Source organism: Kribbella sp. NBC_00482 (assembly GCF_036013725.1).
Lineage (GTDB): Bacteria > Actinomycetota > Actinomycetes > Propionibacteriales > Kribbellaceae > Kribbella.
Window position 1 is genome coordinate 4,662,301 of the sequence record NZ_CP107881.1, and the last position, 19,834, is coordinate 4,682,134.

General features: G+C 68.7%; 16 protein-coding genes. 7 read left to right on the forward strand and 9 right to left on the reverse strand.

Annotated features, from left to right (window positions below; all coding sequences use genetic code 11):
• Positions 1-75 precede the first annotated feature (75 nt).
• Positions 76-1,596 carry an alkaline phosphatase family protein gene (locus OHB24_RS22920; RefSeq protein WP_327632853.1) on the forward strand — a complete coding sequence of 507 codons (1,521 nt, stop codon included), beginning with the start codon at positions 76-78 and terminating at the stop codon, positions 1,594-1,596.
• Here OHB24_RS22920 and OHB24_RS22925 read toward each other — a convergent pair.
• Complete coding sequence (locus tag OHB24_RS22925) at positions 1,557-2,618, reverse strand: pyridoxal-phosphate dependent enzyme (RefSeq protein WP_327632854.1); 1,062 nt, start codon at positions 2,616-2,618, stop codon at positions 1,557-1,559. The two genes, OHB24_RS22920 and OHB24_RS22925, sit on opposite strands and share 40 nt — an antisense overlap.
• Before the next feature lie 147 nt (positions 2,619-2,765).
• On the opposite strand from OHB24_RS22925, the gene OHB24_RS22930 reads away from it, so the two are divergent.
• Positions 2,766-3,314 (forward strand): helix-turn-helix domain-containing protein, encoded by a 549-nt coding sequence (locus OHB24_RS22930; RefSeq protein ID WP_327632855.1) that lies wholly within the window; start codon positions 2,766-2,768, stop codon positions 3,312-3,314.
• Positions 3,315-3,354: 40 nt separating this feature from the next.
• Here the strand turns inward: OHB24_RS22930 and OHB24_RS22935 are convergent, their stop codons facing one another.
• The 6 genes from OHB24_RS22935 to OHB24_RS22960 form a co-directional block, all read right to left on the reverse strand.
• Positions 3,355-4,317 carry a glycoside hydrolase family 6 protein gene (locus tag OHB24_RS22935; protein ID WP_327632856.1) on the reverse strand — a complete coding sequence of 321 codons (963 nt, stop codon included), beginning with the start codon at positions 4,315-4,317 and terminating at the stop codon, positions 3,355-3,357.
• Between the two features lie 153 nt (positions 4,318-4,470).
• Complete coding sequence (locus OHB24_RS22940) at positions 4,471-4,929, reverse strand: MarR family winged helix-turn-helix transcriptional regulator (protein WP_327632857.1); 459 nt, start codon at positions 4,927-4,929, stop codon at positions 4,471-4,473.
• Positions 4,930-4,977: 48 nt separating this feature from the next.
• Complete coding sequence (locus tag OHB24_RS22945) at positions 4,978-6,774, reverse strand: bifunctional metallophosphatase/5'-nucleotidase (protein ID WP_327632858.1); 1,797 nt, start codon at positions 6,772-6,774, stop codon at positions 4,978-4,980.
• Positions 6,775-6,894: 120 nt separating this feature from the next.
• A complete protein-coding gene (locus OHB24_RS22950; protein ID WP_327632859.1) occupies positions 6,895-8,052 on the reverse strand; it encodes an ROK family transcriptional regulator in 1,158 nt (385 codons plus the stop codon).
• A gap of 23 nt (positions 8,053-8,075) precedes the next feature.
• The gene (locus tag OHB24_RS22955; protein WP_327632860.1) at positions 8,076-8,423 is read right to left on the reverse strand and encodes a DoxX family protein; all 348 of its coding nucleotides are present in this window, start codon (positions 8,421-8,423) and stop codon (positions 8,076-8,078) included.
• 46 nt (positions 8,424-8,469) lie between these two features.
• Positions 8,470-9,330 (reverse strand): RNA polymerase sigma-70 factor, encoded by an 861-nt coding sequence (locus OHB24_RS22960; RefSeq protein ID WP_327632861.1) that lies wholly within the window; start codon positions 9,328-9,330, stop codon positions 8,470-8,472.
• A gap of 106 nt (positions 9,331-9,436) precedes the next feature.
• Here OHB24_RS22960 and OHB24_RS22965 point away from each other — a divergent pair, with 106 nt between their 5' ends.
• Positions 9,437-9,736, forward strand: a complete 300-nt coding sequence (locus tag OHB24_RS22965; RefSeq protein WP_327632862.1) for a solute carrier family 23 protein — start codon at positions 9,437-9,439, stop codon at positions 9,734-9,736.
• On the opposite strand, the gene OHB24_RS22970 is transcribed toward OHB24_RS22965, so the two are convergent.
• Complete coding sequence (locus tag OHB24_RS22970; protein WP_327632863.1) at positions 9,713-12,703, reverse strand: glycoside hydrolase family 16 protein; 2,991 nt, start codon at positions 12,701-12,703, stop codon at positions 9,713-9,715. The two genes, OHB24_RS22965 and OHB24_RS22970, sit on opposite strands and share 24 nt — an antisense overlap.
• A gap of 12 nt (positions 12,704-12,715) precedes the next feature.
• A complete protein-coding gene (locus tag OHB24_RS22975) occupies positions 12,716-13,897 on the reverse strand; it encodes a family 16 glycosylhydrolase (RefSeq protein WP_327632864.1) in 1,182 nt (393 codons plus the stop codon).
• Positions 13,898-14,045: 148 nt separating this feature from the next.
• Between OHB24_RS22975 and OHB24_RS22980 the strand changes: the two genes are divergently transcribed.
• The 4 genes from OHB24_RS22980 (at position 14,046) to OHB24_RS22995 (ending at position 19,827) form a co-directional block, all read left to right on the forward strand.
• On the forward strand, positions 14,046-17,426 hold the full coding sequence (locus tag OHB24_RS22980; protein WP_327632865.1) for a beta-N-acetylglucosaminidase domain-containing protein: 3,381 nt from the start codon (positions 14,046-14,048) through the stop codon (positions 17,424-17,426).
• A 79-nt stretch (positions 17,427-17,505) separates the two neighbouring features.
• Complete coding sequence (locus OHB24_RS22985; RefSeq protein ID WP_327632866.1) at positions 17,506-17,781, forward strand: hypothetical protein; 276 nt, start codon at positions 17,506-17,508, stop codon at positions 17,779-17,781.
• Positions 17,747-19,171: a sensor histidine kinase gene (locus OHB24_RS22990; protein ID WP_327632867.1), complete on the forward strand. Its 1,425-nt coding sequence runs from the start codon at positions 17,747-17,749 to the stop codon at positions 19,169-19,171. Before OHB24_RS22985 ends, OHB24_RS22990 begins: the two co-directional genes overlap by 35 nt.
• Positions 19,168-19,827, forward strand: a complete 660-nt coding sequence (locus tag OHB24_RS22995) for a response regulator transcription factor (protein WP_327632868.1) — start codon at positions 19,168-19,170, stop codon at positions 19,825-19,827. Before OHB24_RS22990 ends, OHB24_RS22995 begins: the two co-directional genes overlap by 4 nt.
• The last annotated feature ends 7 nt before the right edge of the window (positions 19,828-19,834 follow it).

Below are 19,834 nucleotides of genomic sequence, written 5' to 3' on the forward strand. Positions count from 1 at the left end.
ATCGCGCATACCGCGCGGAACACAGGGCTGCCAGTGTTCGAAGTCATCCGCCGGTCCGCCCCAAGGAGCCCGCCCATGCGATTACGTCTCACCGCCCTGACCGCCTGCACAGCCATCGCGCTCGCCGGCATCGTCACTCCCACCGCAGGCGCGATTCCACCGCTGCCGAAGGTGCTGTTCGTCGACATGGACGGCATGCGCTGGGACAAGATGCAGCAGGCGGGTACGCCGAACCTCTCCGCCGTCGGCGCGACGGGCCAGTTCGGGCCGGCGTACATCCAGGACAACGCGATCGCCGGGACGAACTCCGGTCCCGGCCACACGAACATGTTCACCGGCGTCTGGCCGGACAAGCACAACGTGCTCGACAACTCGTTCAACGGCTACCGCAAGAGTCAGTACCCCGACTTCATCACGCGCGCCGAGGGACTCAGGCCCGAGCTGTCCACGTTCACCACGCTGGACTGGACGCCGCTGAACACCTACCTGATCGACCGTCCGGACGTGAAGCTCCAGCAGAACGGCGCCAACCAGCAGATCACCGACCGGCAGAGCACCGACGCCGCGCTCGAAGTGCTCGGCAAACACAACCCGGACCTGATGATGGTCTACCTGCACGACGTCGACGCGACCGGTCACTCCCTCGGCTCGGACAGCCCCGACTACCTCCAGGCGATCCGTCGCGTCGACGCCAAGTTCGGTGAGCTGGTCGCCGCGGTCAAGGCGCGGGCGACGTACCAGAACGAGCGCTGGCTGATCGTCGCGGCCACCGACCACGGCCAGACCGGTTTCGGTCACGGCGGTGATCAGCACACCTCACGCCAAGGCTGGATCCTTGCTGCCGGACCGGGAATCCCGACGACCGCGACGGTACGGCGGGAGTGGCGTCAGGTCGACATCATGCCGACGGTCTACCGTCACCTCGGGCTGCCGATCGACCCTGCCTGGGGGCTCGACGGCGTACCGATCGGTGCCCGAAGCAACGATCCGTTCGATACCGTGCGCGCCACCTCCGGTGTTGTCGACGAGGCGCCCAAGCCGGCGGGCGTCGGCGGCTGGACGACCGCGTTGCCGACCTCATGGACCCGTGTCGACAAGACTCCCGTCGGCAGCGGCGTGACCGAGTACCGGGGATGGCGCCTGATGAGCGGCGAGTTCTGGACGACCTCCCAGGAAGGTCAGGGTCGCGGCTCGTTCGTCCGGGGGCGTGACGTGATCGCCGTCGCCGACCCGGACGAGTGGAACGACAAGGGCGACCCGGCGGGTGGCGGCGCGTTGTTCGACAGCGCGCTTACCACGCCGTGGGTGCCGCTGCGCAAAGCGCCAGGTGTCCAGGTCGACTACCTGAGTCACTACAAGCAGGTTGCTGACGGGCAGCCGCAGGACGCGGAGGTCGTGGCGGAGTTCGACAACGGCGTCAGGCGCGTGCTGTGGACGGCCTCCGCGGCCAACGGTGCGAAGTTCGACATCAGCAAGGCGATGCACCTGACCACCGGGGTCCCCACCGGCGCCACCAAGGTCCGCGTGACCTGGCACCTGAAGGCCGGCAACAACGGCTACTGGGCGATCGACGCGCCCAAGGTCGCCGCGGGCTGAGCGTCGCCCTCGGTGTTGATGAGCACGACGGCGCCCGGTCGGGGTCCGGTGACCTGCAGGGCGGCCAAGGCGGCGGCGCCGCACGGACCGGCGGGGATGTCGTAGGTGTGGAGCAGGGCCTGGGCGGCGCGCGTCTCGTCATCCGTGACGGCGACGGCGGCGTCCAGGCCGCTCTGGATGGTGGGCCAGGCGGTGAAGGAGACGGTGCCGCAGTTGAGGCCGGCCATGATCGTGGGCGCCGATGTGTCGACCGTGACCGGCCGGCCCGCGGTGAGTGAGTTCGTGACGCAGGCAGCGGTGACCGGTTCGACGGCGAGGACCGACGTACGGCGGCCCGGCGCCCGGTAGTGCTCGATCGCGGACTGCAGCAGCGAACCCACGCCGGTCGGGACCACGACAAGTCCGATCGCAGCAGGATGCTGTACGTCGATCTCCGCGAAAAGGGTCGAATACCCGGCGACGATCCACCGCGGCACCTCCTCGTACCCAGGCCACGCGGTGTCCTGGATCAGTACATCGCCATCGCGCACACTCGCCGCGGCGGCCCGTACGGCGTCGTCGTACGGGAGCCCGGTGTCGATGACCGACGCGCCCTCGTCGCGGATCGCCTGCACCGGCTCTTCCGGCAGACCGGCCGGGACATAGACGCGTGACCGGAGTCCGAGCGCCCGCGCGAGGTACGCCAAGGCCCGGCCGTGGTTGCCGTCCGTCGCAGTCACCAGCGTGAGCTGACGACCCGCCACCAGCGCGGCCAGTTCGGCGAACGTCGACGTCGGCCCAAGCAAACGATTGACTGCCCACGAGGCGCCGAGCACCTTGAACGCGGGCAGTCCGAATCGGTTCGATTCGTCCTTTACCCACACGCTTCCGGCCCCGAGAAGCTCCGCGAGCGTGGGCACTTCGATCAACGGCGTCGCGGCGTACCCGGGCATGCTCCGATGGAACTCCAGCGCGGACTCCCGCACCCCGGGCGCGATCCACGATCCGGCACCGGGATTCGTCGCCCACGGCCTCTTCGTCATCGTCCGGTCTCCTTCGACAGCGCTGACAAATTGCTGGTACTGACATAGATCGATTCATCGCAGAGCGTGGCACAATGAAACAGAGCCTGTGACCCCGGACCCGTGTCGTTTGCTCGCCAATGACGGCGCGGACCTGGGGAGGACGCAATGGGTGATGGGGAAGTGGTCCGGGAGTTTCGGAGTCGGCTGACCGAGCTGCTCGGCGAGCCGTTGATGGTCGAGGACCCGCTGGTGACCACGGCGCAGGCGGCGCTCCTGCTGGAAGTTCCGCCGCAGCGCGTCGCCGGGCTGATCCGGGCGGGGCATCTGCCCGCGCGATCTCGTTCGCACCGCCGGCTGTTGCTGTCCGACGTCGTACGGTCGGGACTCGACCAGTGGATGTCGGTCGCGGAGGCCGGCGCGGTCCTCGGCCTGGGCCAGACCGGCGTACGGCGGCTCATCACGGCAGGGCTGCTGACGGCGCACGGCAAGGAGCTGCCACTGCGCCGCGACGACGTGGACGTCCTCGCACGCCTGCGCCAGGGGTGGCTGACTGTGTCGTCCGCGGCGACCGCGCTCGGGGTGGATATCGACGAGGTCCAGCGGATGCTCCGCACCGGTCAGCTCACGCACACTTGTGATGTGGCCCGGCCGGTGTACCGGCACGAGGTCATGGCCGTGCTGGCCACGCGTCTGCCCGCGGCGATGGAGGCGTGATTCCAGGGGTTGTCCGCTCGCGGACAACCCCTGGCTTCAGTCAGTTGCCGTTGATCAGGTGTACGGCGAGGTCCGGGCTGAAGGTGCCGGCCGGGATACCGGCGCCGATCCCGCAGTCGCCGTCGGAGTCGCCGGGGACCTTGATCCACAGCAGCATCTCCGCGCCGCCGCCGGTCTGAGCCGTGACGCCGAGCTTGCGGCCGGGCGGGTTGCACCAGTCGTTACCCGTGCCGTTGCCGTTCCGGCTGGTGTCGACGACGAACGGCTTCGCTGCTGACAGGTGGCTGTTGACCGCGTTGCCGTAGCTCACGGTCTGCGCGGTGGTGTAGTAGTTCGAGACGTTGAGCGCGAAGCCGTGCGCGTTCCCCAGGCCGGCGCCGTTGAGCCGCTGCGCCATCACGTCGGCGGCGACCCAGCCGGCGTTGCCGCCGTCGAGGTACGCCCACGCGTTCGGCGCCAGATCCTTGAACTGCTGTACGGCGTACGTCAGCATGCCGTTGCGCTCGGCGATCTGGTCCGCGTTCATGCAGTTGAAGTCACCGAGCGAGTCGGGCTCGATCACGACCACCGCCGGGCGGTTGCCGATGGCAACGGCGAAGTCGTGGATCCAGGCCCGGTACGCGGCCGGGGTGCCCGCACCGCCGCCGGAATGGCCGCCGCAGGCGTCGCGGCCGGGGATGTTGTAGGCGACCAGCACGGGCAGTTTGTCCGCGGCGTCGGCGGCCCCGACGAAGCTGCCGACCGAGGTGCCGATCGGGTTGCTCCAGTTGCCGAACCAGCGCGCCATCGGCTTGGACGCGATCGAGTTCTGGATCGCGGTCCGGCGGCCGTCGTTGGGATTGTTCTGCACCCAGGCGGCCGGGTTCGAGTTCGGGTCGACGTAGAAACCGCTGGTCAGTTGGACCGGGTTGCCGGTGGTGGCGGCACCGGCGCCCTGGTGTGCGGGGAGGGCGACGCCGAGCGTCAGGCCGGCCGCGACCAGGCCTCTGAGGATCCATCGCATGTGCTGCTCCTGTCTCGAGCTTGGGGGCGGACACTCCGGGAGCGCTTCCAGTTACTACCTCACCGATCGTGTCGGATCACCCGCGCCGCCGTCAACCACCCGAGCCAAAACTGAAAGACGCCTCAGCTCCTGCATCCGAGAGCGCTCCCAGAATCAGTGCGCGGCGAGCTTTTCGGTGGAGGTGTGGCCCGCCTCGGCGCAGCGGTTCAGGAAGCCGGCGATCAGGTCGAGCTCGTCCTCGGAGTAGCCGGCGCAGATCTTGTCGACCGCGCCGTTCATCCCGCGGTACGCCTGGTAGACCGCCGCCGCCCGCTCCTTGACGACGCTGACGGTCACCCGCCGGCGGTCGGCCTGGTCGCGGTCACGGACGACCCAGCCGCCGCGCTCGAGCCGGTCGAGGATCCCGGTCATCGTGGCCGGATGGATGCCGGCCCGCCGGGCCAGGGCGCTCGGTGTGAGCGCCCCGTCCCGGGCGAGTACGTCGAGGCAGTCCAGCTCGGCGTCCTTCAAGGACAGCTGGGACCCGACCTGATGATTCAGCAGGGCGAGCTGGACCCGCAGGTCCCGCAACGCGGTCCTGATCGCGGCGGTCCGCGACGGCGCCTTCGGCATACTTCCGCTCTCGTATCATCCGGGATTCAGATCATCTCGAACGGCAGCCTAACTCACCGGACGCGCGCGGCCGAGCGGTGCGGGCGTGAGCACCGGGTGCGCCCGCAGGTAGGCGATGAATCCCTCGTGGTCGCGGTCGTTGCGGACCGGGTCGGTGAATCCGGCGAAGACCGTCGTACCGTCGCCGCCGATCAACGTGTAGGCGAGCGCGGCGACGCGGTAGTCCCGGTTCAGGTCGAGCGCCTTCCCGTTGATCTGCACGGTCGCGGGGTCGACGCGCTGACCGATCGGCTTCGTCGTGTCGTAGATGTAGCTGACGTTCTGCGACACCGCGAACGGAGCGAACTTCTCGGTTCCGTTGGCCTGTGGCACCCACTGCGCCTCGAAGGCGGCGTGCAGCTGGGTGCCGGGCAGCGTGACCGTGAGGATCGGGTTGCCGTACCCGAAGGCGCCCCACGCCTCGCCGAACAGCACCGTGCCGTCCACGTCAGACGCATTGGTGCCCTTGGCAAACAACAGGTCGCCGGTCACGGCGTTCGACCCCGACACCGGCTTGACCGAGATCAGGGCCAGGTCGGCGCGCCCGTCGCGGTGCTGGTTCGCGTCCCAGTAGGCGAAGTCCGCGGCCAGGTTGCCCATCGTGCTCTCACCGGACGCGTTCGGCGTACGGGTGAAGTCTGCGGTGACCCGGGCGAGCGGCGTGGCGTAGCGTTTCTTGCCCTGCGCGGTCCAGTAGTCGGCGATGTACTGGAGCTCTTCGTCGAGCGGTACGTCGCGGCTGTTGGCGTGGTTGGTCGATCGGGTGAGCTCGCGGATGACCTCGCCGGTGCGCGGGTCCAGCTTGAGGTTGATCTCGTTGATCAGCGAGCCGTGGTTACCGGCTTCGACGACCGGCCGCGGTACGCCGTTCGGGTCCGGAACCATCATGTTGAACCGGCAGTGCCAGTGCCCGGTGACGATCGCGGCGATGTCCGGCGAGGCGTTCGCGGCCAGCTGGAACACCGGCCCCGACGGGTTCGTGCCCGCGTTGTAGTCGTTCCCGGCGACGCCGCCGTCGTGGATGTTGATGACGATCGCGTTGACGCCGCGCTTCTTGAGGTGCGCGGCCAACTTGTTCGCCTGCTCCAGGTCCGACAGCGACTTCAGTCCGGGCTGGTACGACGTCGATCCGGTTTCCGAACCGACCAGCGTCAGATGGATGAACGCGATCGGCAGCTTCCGTCCGCGGCCGGCGTCGACCCACTCGATGTTGTACGGCGGAACGATCGGCCGGCCGGTGTCCTCGTGCACGATGTTGGCCGTGTAGAAGCGGAAGTTCGCGCCCCGGAAGCGGTGGCCGGTCGAGTCGACGAAGTTGTCGTCGCGTCCGCTGACCGGGTAGGGCTTGCCCTTCTCCATGTGGTCGACGAGGAACTCCACCGAGTGGTCGAGCTCGTGGTTGCCGACGGTGCTGAACTGCAGGCCGAGCGCGTTGAGGGCCTCGATGGTCGGCTCGTTGGCGTGCGCGTCGACCTCGAACGGCCAGCCGTTGAAGTTGTCTCCGGACGAGAAGAAGATCGAGTTCCGCTGCCCCTCGCGCAGCCGCTTCAGGTGCGTGGCCATGTACCCCGCGCCGCCGACGGTCACCTGGACGCCGCCCGCGCCGGTGATGACGCTGCCCTGACTGGGCGTCGTCGGCTGCAGGTATCCGTGGAAGTCGGTGATGTTCAGCAGTTGTACGTCGACGTACCCCGAAGCGTCATCGAGCGCGTGCGGGGTGGCGTACGCGACGTCGCCGACCGCGGTCGCGGTGGCGATGGCGCCGGTGGTGGTGAGGAACGTCCGGCGGCGGATCCGACTGTTCACGGCAACCTGCTTCCTGGCGGAGGGGTGCGCGTTAGTGCGCATTATTGCCTCTTTCCAACATTATTAGCTGCCGGACCGGACATGCGTCAACGGCCCGGTGAACAATCGGCCAACCTGAGGTCAGAGGCTCCGGGCCGAAAGCTGGGGGAGCGGACCGCGGCTGGGGCTCAGCAGACGCGCGTTGATCGCGTCCTCCGCGAGGCTGGCCGCGCCGAGGGCGACGCACAGGGAACCGAGGGCGGATGCGTGCAGTTCGGGGACGCGCGGGCAGAGGCGCTCGAGCTCGTCAGCCAGTGGTTCGAGCAGTACGTCGGCGGCCTGCGAGAACGCCCCGCCGAGGACGAGCAGCCGCGGGTCGACGATCGCGATCGCCGTCGCTGCGGCCACTGCCATGGCGCGCGCATACTTCCGTACGGCGGTCCGCGCCGCCCGGTCCCCGTCATGCGCGGCAGCGAAGGCGCGTTCGGCCTTGTCCACCGTGGGAATCTCCGCCGGTACGACGGCGTGCAAGTACTCGAGCGCCGCCTCCCACGCGACGCCCCGCAGCGCGGACATGTCGGCCGCCGCCCCGAACGCTCCTCGCCGCAGCTGCCCGTCGAGCACCAGCGCCAACCCCGTACGCCGCCCTGCATGCAGAAACACCATGTCTGCCGAGTGATCCGCGCCTCCGCGACGTTGCTCGGCCAGTGCTGCGAGCTGGCTGTCGTTGTCGGCGACAACGAGTTGCGCCGTGAAGTGCCCGGCCAGATCGGTGCCGCCCCAGTCCGGGATCGCATTGGCCCGTACGACGGTGCCCGCAGCATCAACCAGCCCCGTCGTACCCGCACCGATGGCCCACACCCGCGCCACCGGCACGCCGGCCTCCCGCGCGCAGTCGGCGATGACCCGGTCGGCCGTCGCCAGCCGCTGCTTCCGTGGGGTCTCCGGAGTCACGGAGCGGTGCGCGTTCGCGAGCATCCGCCCGTCGAGGTCGGTGAGTACGCCGCGCACCGAGAACGCGCCGATGTCCAGACCGGCGACGTACCCCGCCTCCGCACGGAACCGGTAGCTGCGCGCCGGCCGCCCGCGCCCGCGGATCGCCGGGCTCTCCTCGACCAGCCAGCGCCGCGTCACGAGGCTCGACAGCACCTCCTCGACCGCCGTGCGCCCGAGCCCGCTCTGCTCCACGATCTGCGCAACCCGCAACTCTCCAGCAGCCCGCACCGAGGCCAGCACCGCGCGCTCGTTGAGCTGCCGCAAGCGCGAGTGATCGCCACCGTCCACCACCGAGGACCCCATGATCGGGCCAGCCTAAACCGAGTTCAGTGGTAGGCGATGGTTGTGATGAGTGCGGCTGCGCAGGTTGTGAAGTACAGGGTCCATGGGGCGAGGTTGTGGTCGTGGACCCGGAGGTGGGCGGTCAGAGCGGCCAGGAAGTAGAGGACGAGGCCTGCGGCGGCGAGAACTCCGAGGGGCGGTACGGCGAGGCCGGCCAGGAGGCCGGTCGCGCCGGCGCCGAGCAGGAGACCGAGGGGGACGATCCACTTGTGGTCGACCTGGATCTTGTCCGCCTGGGCCTTCGGGTAGTCGTGACGGAGGAGGTTCGCGACCGCGGCGCTGCCGGTAAGCGCGGCGGCCAGGAGGGTGGTGGCGAGGTAGGCGACGTACACGAGGTCTCCGATCCGTGGGGCTATGGGCGCCTCACGGACGAGACAGCTACGCGGAATGTGACAGGCCGGTGAGTTTGGACGGATTGCTGACGACTTGGAGGGCTTGTACGGCGCCGTCGACCAGATGCAGCGTGATCGCGAGGACCGGTCCGTCGTCGGACTGGATGACGATGCCGGGCGCACCGTTGAGCTCTGCGAGTTCCAGTTGCGTACCGGCCGGACGGCGCTCGTACAGGACGACGAACGCGCGCGCGACGTACAGCGGTCCGTAGATGGGTTTGCGCGGGGCGCCGGTGTGTCCGCCGCCGTCGCTGATCAGCGTGACGTCCGGCGCGAGGACTGCCATCAGGGCCTCCACATCACCGTCCAGACAGGCGGCGAGGAAGCGTTCGGTGACCTCGCGCTGCGTCGTACGGTCGGTGTCGTAGCGACGGCGGCGGGCCGCGACTGCCTTCCGTGCGCGGTGTGCGAGCTGCCGGACGTCGGCGACCTGGCGTCCGAGGATGCCGGCGATGTCCGTGTAGCTGTAGCCGAATGCTTCGTTCAGCACGAAGACGGCGCGTTCGGTGGGTGAGAGGGCTTCCAACACGAGCAGTACGGCGGTCGACACTTCGTCGGCCCGTACGACGTGGTCGGCGGTGTCGGGGGTGGTGAGCATGGGTTCGGGCAGCCACGGCCCGACGTACGACTCCCGCCGTACCGCGGCGCTCCGCAACCGATCGATCGCCAGCCGGGTCGTGACGCGAACCAGATATCCCTCCGCGTCTTCGACCGAGTCAGCATCGACCCGGCTCCACCGCAGCCAGGCATCCTGCACGACGTCCTGCGCATCGGCGACGCTGCCGAGCAAGCGATACGCGACGGCGTACAGCAAGCCACGATGCGCAGCGAACCGGTCGGCGTGCATGGGCGCAACGATAGTCAGCGCCGTACTTCAACAAACCGTTGACGGTGAGGTGATGGTGTGTCACTCTGTCGCCACTCGGAATCTTATTTCCGGAAGGCGGAATTCCATGACCTCCAGCACTCCTGCGACTGCCCGCCCCGAAGACGAACGGCTGCCCTTCGCGCAGTTGCTCGTCTACGGCACCCAGCACATCCTGACCATGTACGGCGGCCTGATCGCGCCGCCGCTGATCGTCGGGACCGCGGCCGGACTGTCCGCGCCGGACATCGGCCTGCTGGTGACGGCCGGGATCTTCGTCAGCGGGCTCGCGACTCTCCTGCAGTCGCTGGGCTTCGGCAATCCCTCCGTCTTCGCCGCCGCGCCCGACGAACGCGGCACTCCGCTATCTGGAACCTCCGAGTCCTGAAGTGACGGGTACGAACTTCACGGCGCTGGTGCGGAGCCAGCCGGTGGCTGCTGTGTTGGTGAGGGTGATGTGCGCTGTGGTGCCGGCGGTGAAGGGGTAGCGGCCGAGGAGGATCCAGCGGGCGCCGCCGGTTGTCTGGTCGATGGTGATTGCGTCGGATCCGCTCGCGTGGGTGACGGTGTAACGCGCGGCGGTGGTGCTGTTCAGGTGGTTCGGGACCCAGGCGTAGACGTCGTACTCGCCGGAGGTTTCCAGGGCCGGTCGCCAGTCGGCCGTCGCTGTTGCGGTGTTGCTGGTTCGAGTCGAGGTGCCCTGCCAACCTGCGACGCTCGACCCGGTCCAGGTCCCTGTCTCGGTGTAGCCAGGGTCGGTGATTCCGACGACAGCCATCGGCTTCGGTATCACCTGCACAGTCGTCGGCTTCGACTCGTTGCCGGTCTGATCCACCACGGTGACCGCGAGGGTATGGGTGACGTCGTTCGTGAGATCCCGCACCGGGAAGCCGAGTGCGCGCGACTGGGCGTCCGCCGGGTTGCCGGTCGGTACGTCGGTGACTCGCCGGCCATCGACGTACACGTGGTATCCGTGCAGATCGATCTCGGTGCTCTGCGGCCAGTACAGCACCGCTCCGCCGTTCGTCGCCTCAGCAGTCACGCCTGCTGGTGTTGCCGGAGGCACCTTGTCCGCCGGGACGTGAATCATGAAAGGCGTCGACGGCACAGACTCGTTGCCGGCCCGATCGACCGACGTCACGGTCACTCGGTGCGTCTGCCCTGCGAGCAGTTCGTTCATCCGGAACGAACCACCGCGGACCGGCTGCCAGGTGACCCGATTCCCGTCGAGGTACACGTGGTGCCCGATCGCGCCGTTCGGCAGCCACCGCACCTGGAGGACCTGGTCCCCGTTCGACGGATTCGGCCGAACGTACGCGGCCACCGCCTTCGGTGCTGAGGGCAACTGACTACGAGCAGGCGCCGCAAGGAACTTGACCGCGTCGGCGCGCACGACCCCGCCCGTCCCGCTGACCGTGACCGAACCCTTGCTGCCGGCATCGAACGCGAAGTTCCCCAGCTTGACCCACCGATCCACCCCGAGACTCAGATCCGGGGCGACCGCACTGACCCCACCAGCATGCGTGACGTTGTACGTCGGCGGCGTGGCTTGATCAGCGCCGACACGAACGAACCGCACCACGTTGGTCCGCAGATAACCGCGCCCCGCGGCGTTCGCGATCGTGACCCGCCCGGCTGTCCCGGCGGCGAAATCGTAGGTGCCCAGCGACACCCACTGCTTGCCTCCCGTTGTCTGATTGACCTCGACCGAACTCTGACCACCCGGGTGCTCGACCGTGTAGCGCGCCGCGGTAGTACTGATCGCGTCGTTCGGCACCCAGGCAGACACCTCGTATCGTCCGGCGATCGGCAACTCCGGCCGCCACTGCGCCGTGGCCTTGGTGTCGTTCGTCGTCCTGGTCGCGGTACCGTCCCAACCGGTCAGACTCGACGCAGCCCACGCACCGGACTCCGTATAGCCGGGATCGGTGACCCCGACGCGAGTCTCGCCGTCCTGCCGGCCGTCCGGAATCCAGGCATAGACGTCGTACGTCGTCCTGCGCGGCAACGTCGGCGCCCAGCGCGCCGTCGCGGCCGGATCGCCCGACCATCGCGTGTCCTGCCCGCGCCACCCGGTCACCGAACTCGAGGACTGCCACGTTCCTTCTTCGCTGTAGCCGGTCTGATCGTTGTCCACGACAACGGCCGGGACGAACTTCACCGCGTCGGCCCGAAGAATGCCCGCCGCGTCCGACGTGACGCGCACTCCTTGACCGCGGCCGGGCGTCATCCGATAGGAACCGAGGCTCACCCATTGCTGACCGGCGCTGTCCTGGTTCACGACCGCCGCGGTCTGACCGCCGTCGTGACTGACGGTGTAACGAGCGGCCTTCTGGCCGGTGTGCAGGAAACTCGGGTTCCAGACGAACACCTCGTACGACTGTTTGGCGGGCAGCTGTGGTCGCCAGCCGGCCGACGCCGTCGGGTCCTCGGTACGTCGTACATCCTTGTCCTGAAAGCCGAACGTCTGGTGATGCCCGTCCGCGACGTCATCGGTCCACTGACCGGTCTCGGCGTACCCGGGGTCGCCGTTGTCGACCACGACGGTGCCGGTGGACACGTCGGCATCGGACTGGACCGGCGCGTAGTACCGGAAGTAGTCCCAGGCCGTTTCGCCGGGCAGGTTGGTCTCGTCGACCGGTGCGGTGAATCCTAGGGTCGTCAGCCAGATGTTCTGCAGACCGTGCGGTCCGGGCTTGGGCAGGACGCGCGTCAGTTGGCCGTCGATGAAGTAGCGCACCTCGGTCGGCGTCCATTCGAAGCCGTAGACGTGGTAGCCGTTGGAGGAGTCCGGACCGCGGTACACCCCGCCGGGGTTGCCGATGTGCTGCGGAACGAACCAGTGCGAGACCTGGCTGAAGACGTCGGGCGCGTGCGAGTCGACCTCGAAGCCGTCGATCTCGTTCACCCGGTTGTTGGGGCCCTTGTACTGCGGGGTGTCGGGCACGTAGTCGGACAGCCCGGTCGTCCAGAACGCCGAGTGGAAGCCCTGGTCGCCCCACAGTTTCGCGCGCGTCTCGTAGTACCCGTAGCCGAAGGTCTTCTGGCTGATCACCCCGCCGCAGGTGTACGGCATCCCGTTGCGGTCCTCGCGTTTCAACGCGATCCGCAGCGAACCGGCGGCGACCGAGACGTTGCCCGGGTTGTTGGAGCAGAGCGCCTTCTCGCCCTCGCGGTAGAACCACGAACCGGTGTCGAGTCGCGCACCGTCGAACTCGTCGGACCAGGCAAGCTGGTACCCCGGAACCGGCAGCGCAGGTGTCGCCGCGACCGATGAAGCAGGCGCAGTGTTCACGAGCCCGCCGGCGAGGAGTACGGCGATGATTCCGATAGTGACAGCTTTGCGGACCTTCACGACCGCGACCTCCTAGTTTGAGCGGACGAGTTTGACGGAGTCGGCGCGGATGCAACCCGCCCCGTCGCGATCGATCCGCACGATGTACGTCGTACCGCCGGTGAGAGCGTGGTTGCCGAGCAGGACCCAGCCGCTGGCCTGGGTGAGATCGACCTCGGACCGGATCAGTGCGGTGCTGCCGTCCCAGACCGTGACGGGTGCGTCGACCTGCCCGCCGGCGCCACCGGCCCGGTAGAAGTAGACGTCGTACGTTCCCGTGGCCGGGGGAGTGATCGTCCACCGCGCGGCGGTCCCGCTGTCGCAGGAATAACGTCCGGTCAGTCCGGCGAAGGCCCGGATCCCGGTCGCTCCCCAGCCGGTGCCGGTCTCGGTGTAGCTGCCGCCGGGGGCGTCGTTGTCGGCGTACGCGTCACGCTGGTAGTAGCGGAAGTAGTCGAACTGCACTTTCCCGGGAAGCGCGGTTTCGTCCACCGGATTCTCGAGCGGCTTGTAGGCGATCGACGTCAGCAACACGTTGAGATAGTTGTGCACGTAGCTGTCGGCCGGGTACGCCGCCGGTACGTCGCCTTCGTCGACCAGAGTGCCGTCGACGTAGAACTTGACCGAGTCCTCCAGCCATTCGAACCCGTAGGTGTGGAAGGCCGCCGAGGTGTCGAACCCGACGTCGTAGACCTCGCTGGTGGGGGTGTACCCCTGGCCCCAGGCGAACACGTTGTGCCGGATGTACCCCGGCAGGTTCGAGTCGATCTCGAAGCCGTCGATCTCGGTCTGCGGGCTGGCGCCGCCCATCTGCGCCGCCCAGAACGAGGAATGCCACCCGCTGCCGACGTTCGTCTTCGCCCGGGTCTCGTAGTACCCGTAGCGCAGTCTCCGCTTACTGATCAGCCCGCCGCCTGTGTACGCGTTGCCGGAGTCCACCGTGGTCTGGCAGTTCGCACCGCTCTTGTTCTTCGGGCACAGGTAGATCGTCATCAGTCCACCGCCGACCTTGACGTTGTCGGCGAGCTGCTGACTTCCCTTCAGATCCGTCCGGAACGTCCATTCCGCCGTATCCGGGGCAGCACCGTCGAACTCGTCGGCCCACGACAGCGTGTAGCCGGCCGCGGGTGCGGCATCCACGGCCTCAACAGGCTTCGCCGGCACGAGCATCGACGCAACCACCAACAGTCCGGCACCGGCTCCAGCTAGTCGCATCGCAGGAACGTAACATTCAAGATCCACTATGTGAATATCCAATCCCACAAGTGAATGAGATTGCCTGAAGCTGCCTAGGTCGAGCACTTGACGTGCAGTTACGCGCACTGGCTAACTGGCCTCATCCGCCCATGCCCGAGGAGACTCGATGCGCCTGCTCCGGTCTGCTGTCAGCGTGTTCGCCCTGGTCGCCCCACTCGCACTTCTGCCGCAGTACGCCGGTGCGACCGGTCCCGCGGTTGCCGCGGTCTCACCCCAGCCACAGCAACTCGTGCAACGTGCCGACGGCTTCCCGCTCACCCCGGTTGTCGGACTGGTCCGCACGGCGCGCTCCGATGCGGACGCCGAGCGCGTCGTACGCCAGGCACTGAGCCGTGCCGGCGTGACGAACATCCGGACCACGAACGGCACCGACCCCGGTACGCCGACGACCATCTGGCTGGGCCGTGACGCGTCGGTGCTCCGCGCGCTCCGTGTTCCGGACAGCACCGGCCTGCCCGTCGAGGGGTACGTTCTCGCCGCCGGCCGCGACCGGCACGATCGCGGCCACGTGGTCCTCGACGGCGTGGACTCCGACGGCACGTACTACGCGGCGCAGTCGCTCGCGCAGCTGATCCAGGCCCGCCCCGGCCGCGACTGGATGCCCGGCGTCGCGATCCGTGACTGGCCGACGATGCGCTACCGCGGCGCGATCGAGGGCTTCTACGGCACACCCTGGTCGCACGCGGACCGCCTCGACGAGCTCAGCTACCTCGGCGACCATCGCATGAACACGTACGAGTACGCGCCGAAGGACGACCCGTACCACCGGGAGCAATGGCGCGACCCGTACCCGGCCGACAAGCTCGCCCAACTCGCCGAGCTCGTCACCCGCGCGCGCCAGAACAAGGTGGACTTCACCTTCGCGCTCTCACCGGGTCTCTCGATCTGCTATACCTCGGACGCCGACTTCCAGGCCCTGATCGCGAAGTTCCAGGCGCTGTACGACGTGGGCGCCCGATCCTTCAACGTGCCGCTCGACGACATCGACTACAACTCGTGGCACTGCGATGCGGACAAGGCGAAGTACGGCACGGGCGGAGGCGCCGCCGGCCAGGCGCAGAGCGATCTGCTCAACCGGGTGCAGCGCGAATGGGTCGAGACCAAGGCGGACGTCGCGCCGCTGCAGATGGTGCCGACGGAGTACTACAACGTCAGCGAAACGCCGTACAAGAAGGCTTTGCGGGAGCAGCTCGACTCCGACGTGGTCGTGCACTGGACCGGGATCGGAGTGGTGCCGCGGACGATCACCGCGGCGCAGGCGGCCCAGGCGAAGGCCGTGTTCGGCCACGACATCCTGATCTGGGACAACTACCCGGTCAACGACTACGCCGCCGGCCGGCTGCTGCTCGCGCCGTACAGCGGCCGTGAACCCGCCATCGCCGATCACGTCGTCGGCGTCATCTCGAACCCGATGAACCAGGCGGCGGTCAGCAAGATCGCGCTGTACTCGTTCGCCGAGCTCGGGTGGAACCCGGCGAAGTACGACGAGCAGGCGTCCTGGCGTCGCGCGCTGGCCGAGCGGGCGGGCGGCAACCCGGCGACGGCCGCGGCCTTGCAGGTGTTCGCGGATCTGAACACGTACGACGGCACGCTGCATCCGGAGAGTGCCCCGGTGTTCGGTGCCGCGGTCGAGCAGTTCTGGCAGCAGTGGCGGGCCGGGCAGCGCGCCCAGGCGATCGCCGGACTGCGGCCGCGGGTGAAGGCCATCACCGCTGCGCCAGGAGTGATCCGGGCGGGCGTCGTCGATCCCGCATTCGCCGACGAGGCGGAATCGTGGCTCAAGGCAACAGAGTTGTGGGGACAGGCGATGGGACGCGCCCTCGATCTGCTCGCCGCGCTGAACGCCGGCGACGGAGCGGCGGCCTGGACCGCGCGGCAGCAGATGAGCGGTCTCGTCACCGAGGCCAAGGCGATCCGGGACGGGCGACTGCCGCACAGCGGCACCTATCCGCGGATCGGCGAGCGGGTCGTCGACGAACTGATCGCCGAGACCGGCCGGGTCTACGACCGCTGGCTCGGCGTACAGCCGGGTCGCACCGCGACGACGAACCTGGGCACCTACCAGGACAACGTGCCGGCGCGGATGGTCGACGGCGACCCGAACACGTTCTTCTGGAGCAACGGCACGCCCGATCAGGGCTCCGAGGTCCGGGTCGATCTCGGGGAACCGACGACGATCGGCGCGATCGAACTGCTGATGGGCAAGACGTCCAGCCCGAACGACTACATCCAGTCGGGCGCGCTGGAGTACTCGCTCGACGGCACGCGGTGGACCGAGCTGACCCGTGCGACCACGGCCGAGGTGCGGACCACGGCGCCGACCGGCACGACCGCGCGCTATGTGCGGTACCGGTCGTTGTCCGCGACCGACTTCTGGGTGGTGGTCCGAGAGTTCTCGGTGGAGACGATCGGCGGGCGGAAGACGACGCTGACAGCCGGTGGTACGCCGGCGCCCGCGCCGGGATCGTCGTACCAGCGGGCGGTGGACGGAAACCTGGAGACCGCCTACGTTCCGGTCGCGGCGCCTGGCGCCGGCGACGCGTTGACCGTCGGCCTGTCGGCGCCGCGGGAGTTGGCTGGGCTCACGATTCTCCAACAGAACGTGGGGTCGGCGGATGTTGAGGTGCAGGTCGGGGGCGCCTGGCAGCGCGTCGGCTCCGTGTCATCGGCGTACGCCGAGGTGCCCGTGGGTGATCTTCGCGCCGAGGCCGTGCGGCTGGTGTGGAAGAGCGGGACCCCGGCCGTGGCCGAGGTTGTGCCGCTGTGGAGTGACACGCCGCTCGCCGGACTGCACGTCGACGCGGATCGGGCCGACGTGGTCCGCGGTGCGGCGTCGAGCTTCGTGGTCGACATCTCCGCCGAACGCGGCGCGGACGTGAGTGGCACGTTGCGCGTCGCCCCGCCGGCCGGGTGGACCGCGAACCCGGCCAGTACGCCGGTATCCGTCAAACGCGGATTCACCCAGTCGATCATTGTGAAGCTGACGCCTCCCGCCGACGCGGCCCTTGCCGACGTGGACATTCCGGTGACCTTCACCTCCGGTACGACCACCTTCGAGGCCGTACTGCGCGTCGCCGTACGCCCCCGCACCAGCGCCACCAACGCGGCCCTGGATCGCCCGGCCGATGCCTCAAGCATCGAACCCGGTACGTCGTTCACCGCGGATCTCGCCGTCGACGGCGACCCGGCCACGCGCTGGGCGTCCGGCTACGACGACGCCTCGTGGCTCCAGGTCGACCTCGGTACGTCGACGCGCCTCGGCAAGCTCGTGCTGCGGTGGGAGGCGGCGTACGGCTCGGCGTACCAGATCCAGGTCTCGGATGACGGAAGCACCTGGACGACCGCGACCGAGGTAACCGACGGCGACGGAGGCACCGACACCCTCTGGCTCGACACCACCGCCCGCTACCTCCGCCTCCAGGGAGTCCACCGAGCCACCCAATACGGCTACTCCCTCTACGACCTCGAGGCCTACCCAACAACCTGACCCACCGGCCGCCTGTTTGATGAGAAATCTGTAATGTTCGGCTCATGCGGTTCTTCGGGTGGGATCGCAGGCTTTGAGGATGCGGTCTCCACGTGTGATCTATGGGGTCGTCGCCGGTGTGCTGGTGGTGGCCGGGTTCGTGCTGCCCCGGTATCTGGCCGGCCGGTCTGCGCCGGAACTCGGTGACACAGTCGTCGTACCGGCCTCAGCGGTTACGCCGACCCCGGTTCCCTCGACATCGCCGACCACGACGCCGACGGCCACGGGAGCGTCGCCGGTCTCGCCTGCGCCGGCTCGGACGGCCGGGGTGGATGACGACGATGACGGTGTGGACGACCCGGACGACGATGGCTGACCGCCGCCCGGTGGTCAGCGCCCGGGTGCGGATCATCGGCTGGATGTTCGGCGTCCTCACTCTCGCCCTGGGCGCACTGGTCTTCCTCACTTGGCAGGTGCTCGCAGCCCGCGCCGACGACTCCGCGGACGACGAACTCACCCATGAGGCGAACAAGTTCCGCGCCTTCGCGGCCTCGCCCGCCGCCGCGTCCTTCCAGCGCCCGGAGGACCTGCTGGACCGGTGGCTGCAGAGCAACCTGCCGGACGACTCCGAGGCCCTGTTCACCATCGTCAACGGCAGTCCGTACCACCGCAGCCAGGGCAGTCCGCCCGCGCGCCTCGACACCGACGCAGCGTTCGTACGGCGCCTCGCCGGCGCAGGAGAACCGGCGTACGGCTGGATCGACAGCACCGCGGGCCGCGTCCGGTACGGCGTACTGCCGGTGCGGATCGGAGCGCAGCCGGTCCGGGCGCAGCTCGTCGTCCTCGAGTTCCGGGACCTGATCGCACAGCCGTCGATGGAAGCGGCCCGCGCGCTGGTGATCATCGCCGCGATCACGCTCGTGCTGGCCGCCGGCGCCAGTTGGCTGATCACCGGCCGGGTGCTGGCTCCGATCCGGCAGCTGCGGACGACGGCCGAGCGGATCAGCGAGACCGACCTGCGGCGCCGGATCGATGTCGTGGGCAACGACGATGTCGCGCACCTGGCGCGGACGTTCAACACGATGCTGGACCGGCTCGAGGACGCGTTCGTTGCGCAGCGCGAGTTCGTCGACAACGCCGGGCACGAATTGCGGACGCCGATCACGGTGATTCGCGGGCACCTGGAGCTGATGGGCGACGACCCGCGGGACCGCGCCGAGACCAAGGCGCTCGTGCTGGACGAGCTGTCCCGGATGAACCGGATGGTCGACGACCTGCTGGTCCTGGCGAAGAGCGACCGGCCCGGGTTCCTCGAGCTCGACGAGGTCAACCTGACCGAACTCGTCGTCGAGGTGGTGGCCAAGGCGCGACCGCTGGCCGAGCGGGCCTGGCGGGTCGCGGGGACCGCGGACGCGACGATCGTCGCCGACGGTCAGCGGCTCACGCAGGCGTTGATGCAGCTGGTGTCCAACGCGGTCCGGCACACGAAGACGGATGACCGGATCGAGGTCGGTTCGTACCTCGACGCCGACGGGAGCGTGCTGCTGTGGGTGGCCGACTCCGGGCCGGGGGTTCCGCCGGAGGATCGGGAGCGCATCTTCGAGCGGTTCGCCCGCGGTACGGCGCAGCGCCGTACGGAAGGAGCCGGGTTGGGACTGGCGATCGTACGATCGATCGCCCGGGCGCATGGCGGCGACGTCCGGCTGGCGGCCGGCCCGGGTGCGCGGTTCGAGCTGGCGTTGCCGGCCGGAGTGGAGGCGGAGTGAACCGGATTCTGATCGCCGAGGACGAGGAGCGGATCGCCTCGTTCGTCGAGCGCGGTCTGCGCAGCAACGGGTTCGTGACGACGGTGGTCGGCGACGGTGAGACGGCGTACCAGGAAGGCGCTACCGGCAACTACGACCTGATGGTCCTGGACATCGGACTGCCGCGCGTGGACGGGTTCACCGTGCTGCGACGGTTGCGGGAGGCAAGGGTCGTGATGCCGGTGGTGATCCTGACCGCGCGCGACAGCGTCCGGGACAAGGTCGCCGGGCTGGAGGGCGGCGCGGACGACTACCTCGCCAAGCCGTTCGCGTTCGAGGAGTTGCTGGCGCGGGTCCGGCTCCGGCTGCGCAGCGAAGGTACGCCGGACGCGAACATCCTGCAGGTCGGCGAGCTCAGCCTGGACCTGCGGACCCGGCGCGCGTTCGTCGACGGCGCCTCGATCGACCTCACGGCGCGGGAGTTCCTGCTCGCCGAGGTGTTCTGCCGCCATCCCGACCAGGTGCTGTCCCGCGAACAGCTGCTCTCGCAGGTCTGGGGCTTCGACTTCGACCCGGGCTCGAACGTGGTCGACGTCTACATCCGGTACCTGCGCCGCAAACTCGGCGCCGACCGGATCCAGACGGTGCGGGGGATGGGGTACCGCCTGCTTCCGTGAGAGCTCT

Excerpts from the sequence above, each read along its gene's own strand:
- OHB24_RS22985 (WP_327632866.1), top strand. The coding sequence starts at position 17,506 with ATGCGGTCTCCACGTGTGATCTATGGGGTCGTCGCCGGTGTGCTGGTG.
- OHB24_RS22965 (WP_327632862.1), top strand. The coding sequence starts at position 9,437 with ATGACCTCCAGCACTCCTGCGACTGCCCGCCCCGAAGACGAACGGCTG.
- OHB24_RS22990 (WP_327632867.1), top strand. The coding sequence starts at position 17,747 with ATGACGGTGTGGACGACCCGGACGACGATGGCTGACCGCCGCCCGGTG.
- OHB24_RS22920 (WP_327632853.1), top strand. The coding sequence starts at position 76 with ATGCGATTACGTCTCACCGCCCTGACCGCCTGCACAGCCATCGCGCTC.
- OHB24_RS22935 (WP_327632856.1), bottom strand. The coding sequence starts at position 4,317 with ATGCGATGGATCCTCAGAGGCCTGGTCGCGGCCGGCCTGACGCTCGGC.
- OHB24_RS22930 (WP_327632855.1), top strand. The coding sequence starts at position 2,766 with ATGGGTGATGGGGAAGTGGTCCGGGAGTTTCGGAGTCGGCTGACCGAG.
- OHB24_RS22960 (WP_327632861.1), bottom strand. The coding sequence starts at position 9,330 with ATGCACGCCGACCGGTTCGCTGCGCATCGTGGCTTGCTGTACGCCGTC.
- OHB24_RS22950 (WP_327632859.1), bottom strand. The coding sequence starts at position 8,052 with ATGGGGTCCTCGGTGGTGGACGGTGGCGATCACTCGCGCTTGCGGCAG.
- OHB24_RS22940 (WP_327632857.1), bottom strand. The coding sequence starts at position 4,929 with ATGCCGAAGGCGCCGTCGCGGACCGCCGCGATCAGGACCGCGTTGCGG.
- OHB24_RS22980 (WP_327632865.1), top strand. The coding sequence starts at position 14,046 with ATGCGCCTGCTCCGGTCTGCTGTCAGCGTGTTCGCCCTGGTCGCCCCA.
- OHB24_RS22975 (WP_327632864.1), bottom strand. The coding sequence starts at position 13,897 with ATGCGACTAGCTGGAGCCGGTGCCGGACTGTTGGTGGTTGCGTCGATG.
- OHB24_RS22925 (WP_327632854.1), bottom strand. The coding sequence starts at position 2,618 with ATGACGAAGAGGCCGTGGGCGACGAATCCCGGTGCCGGATCGTGGATC.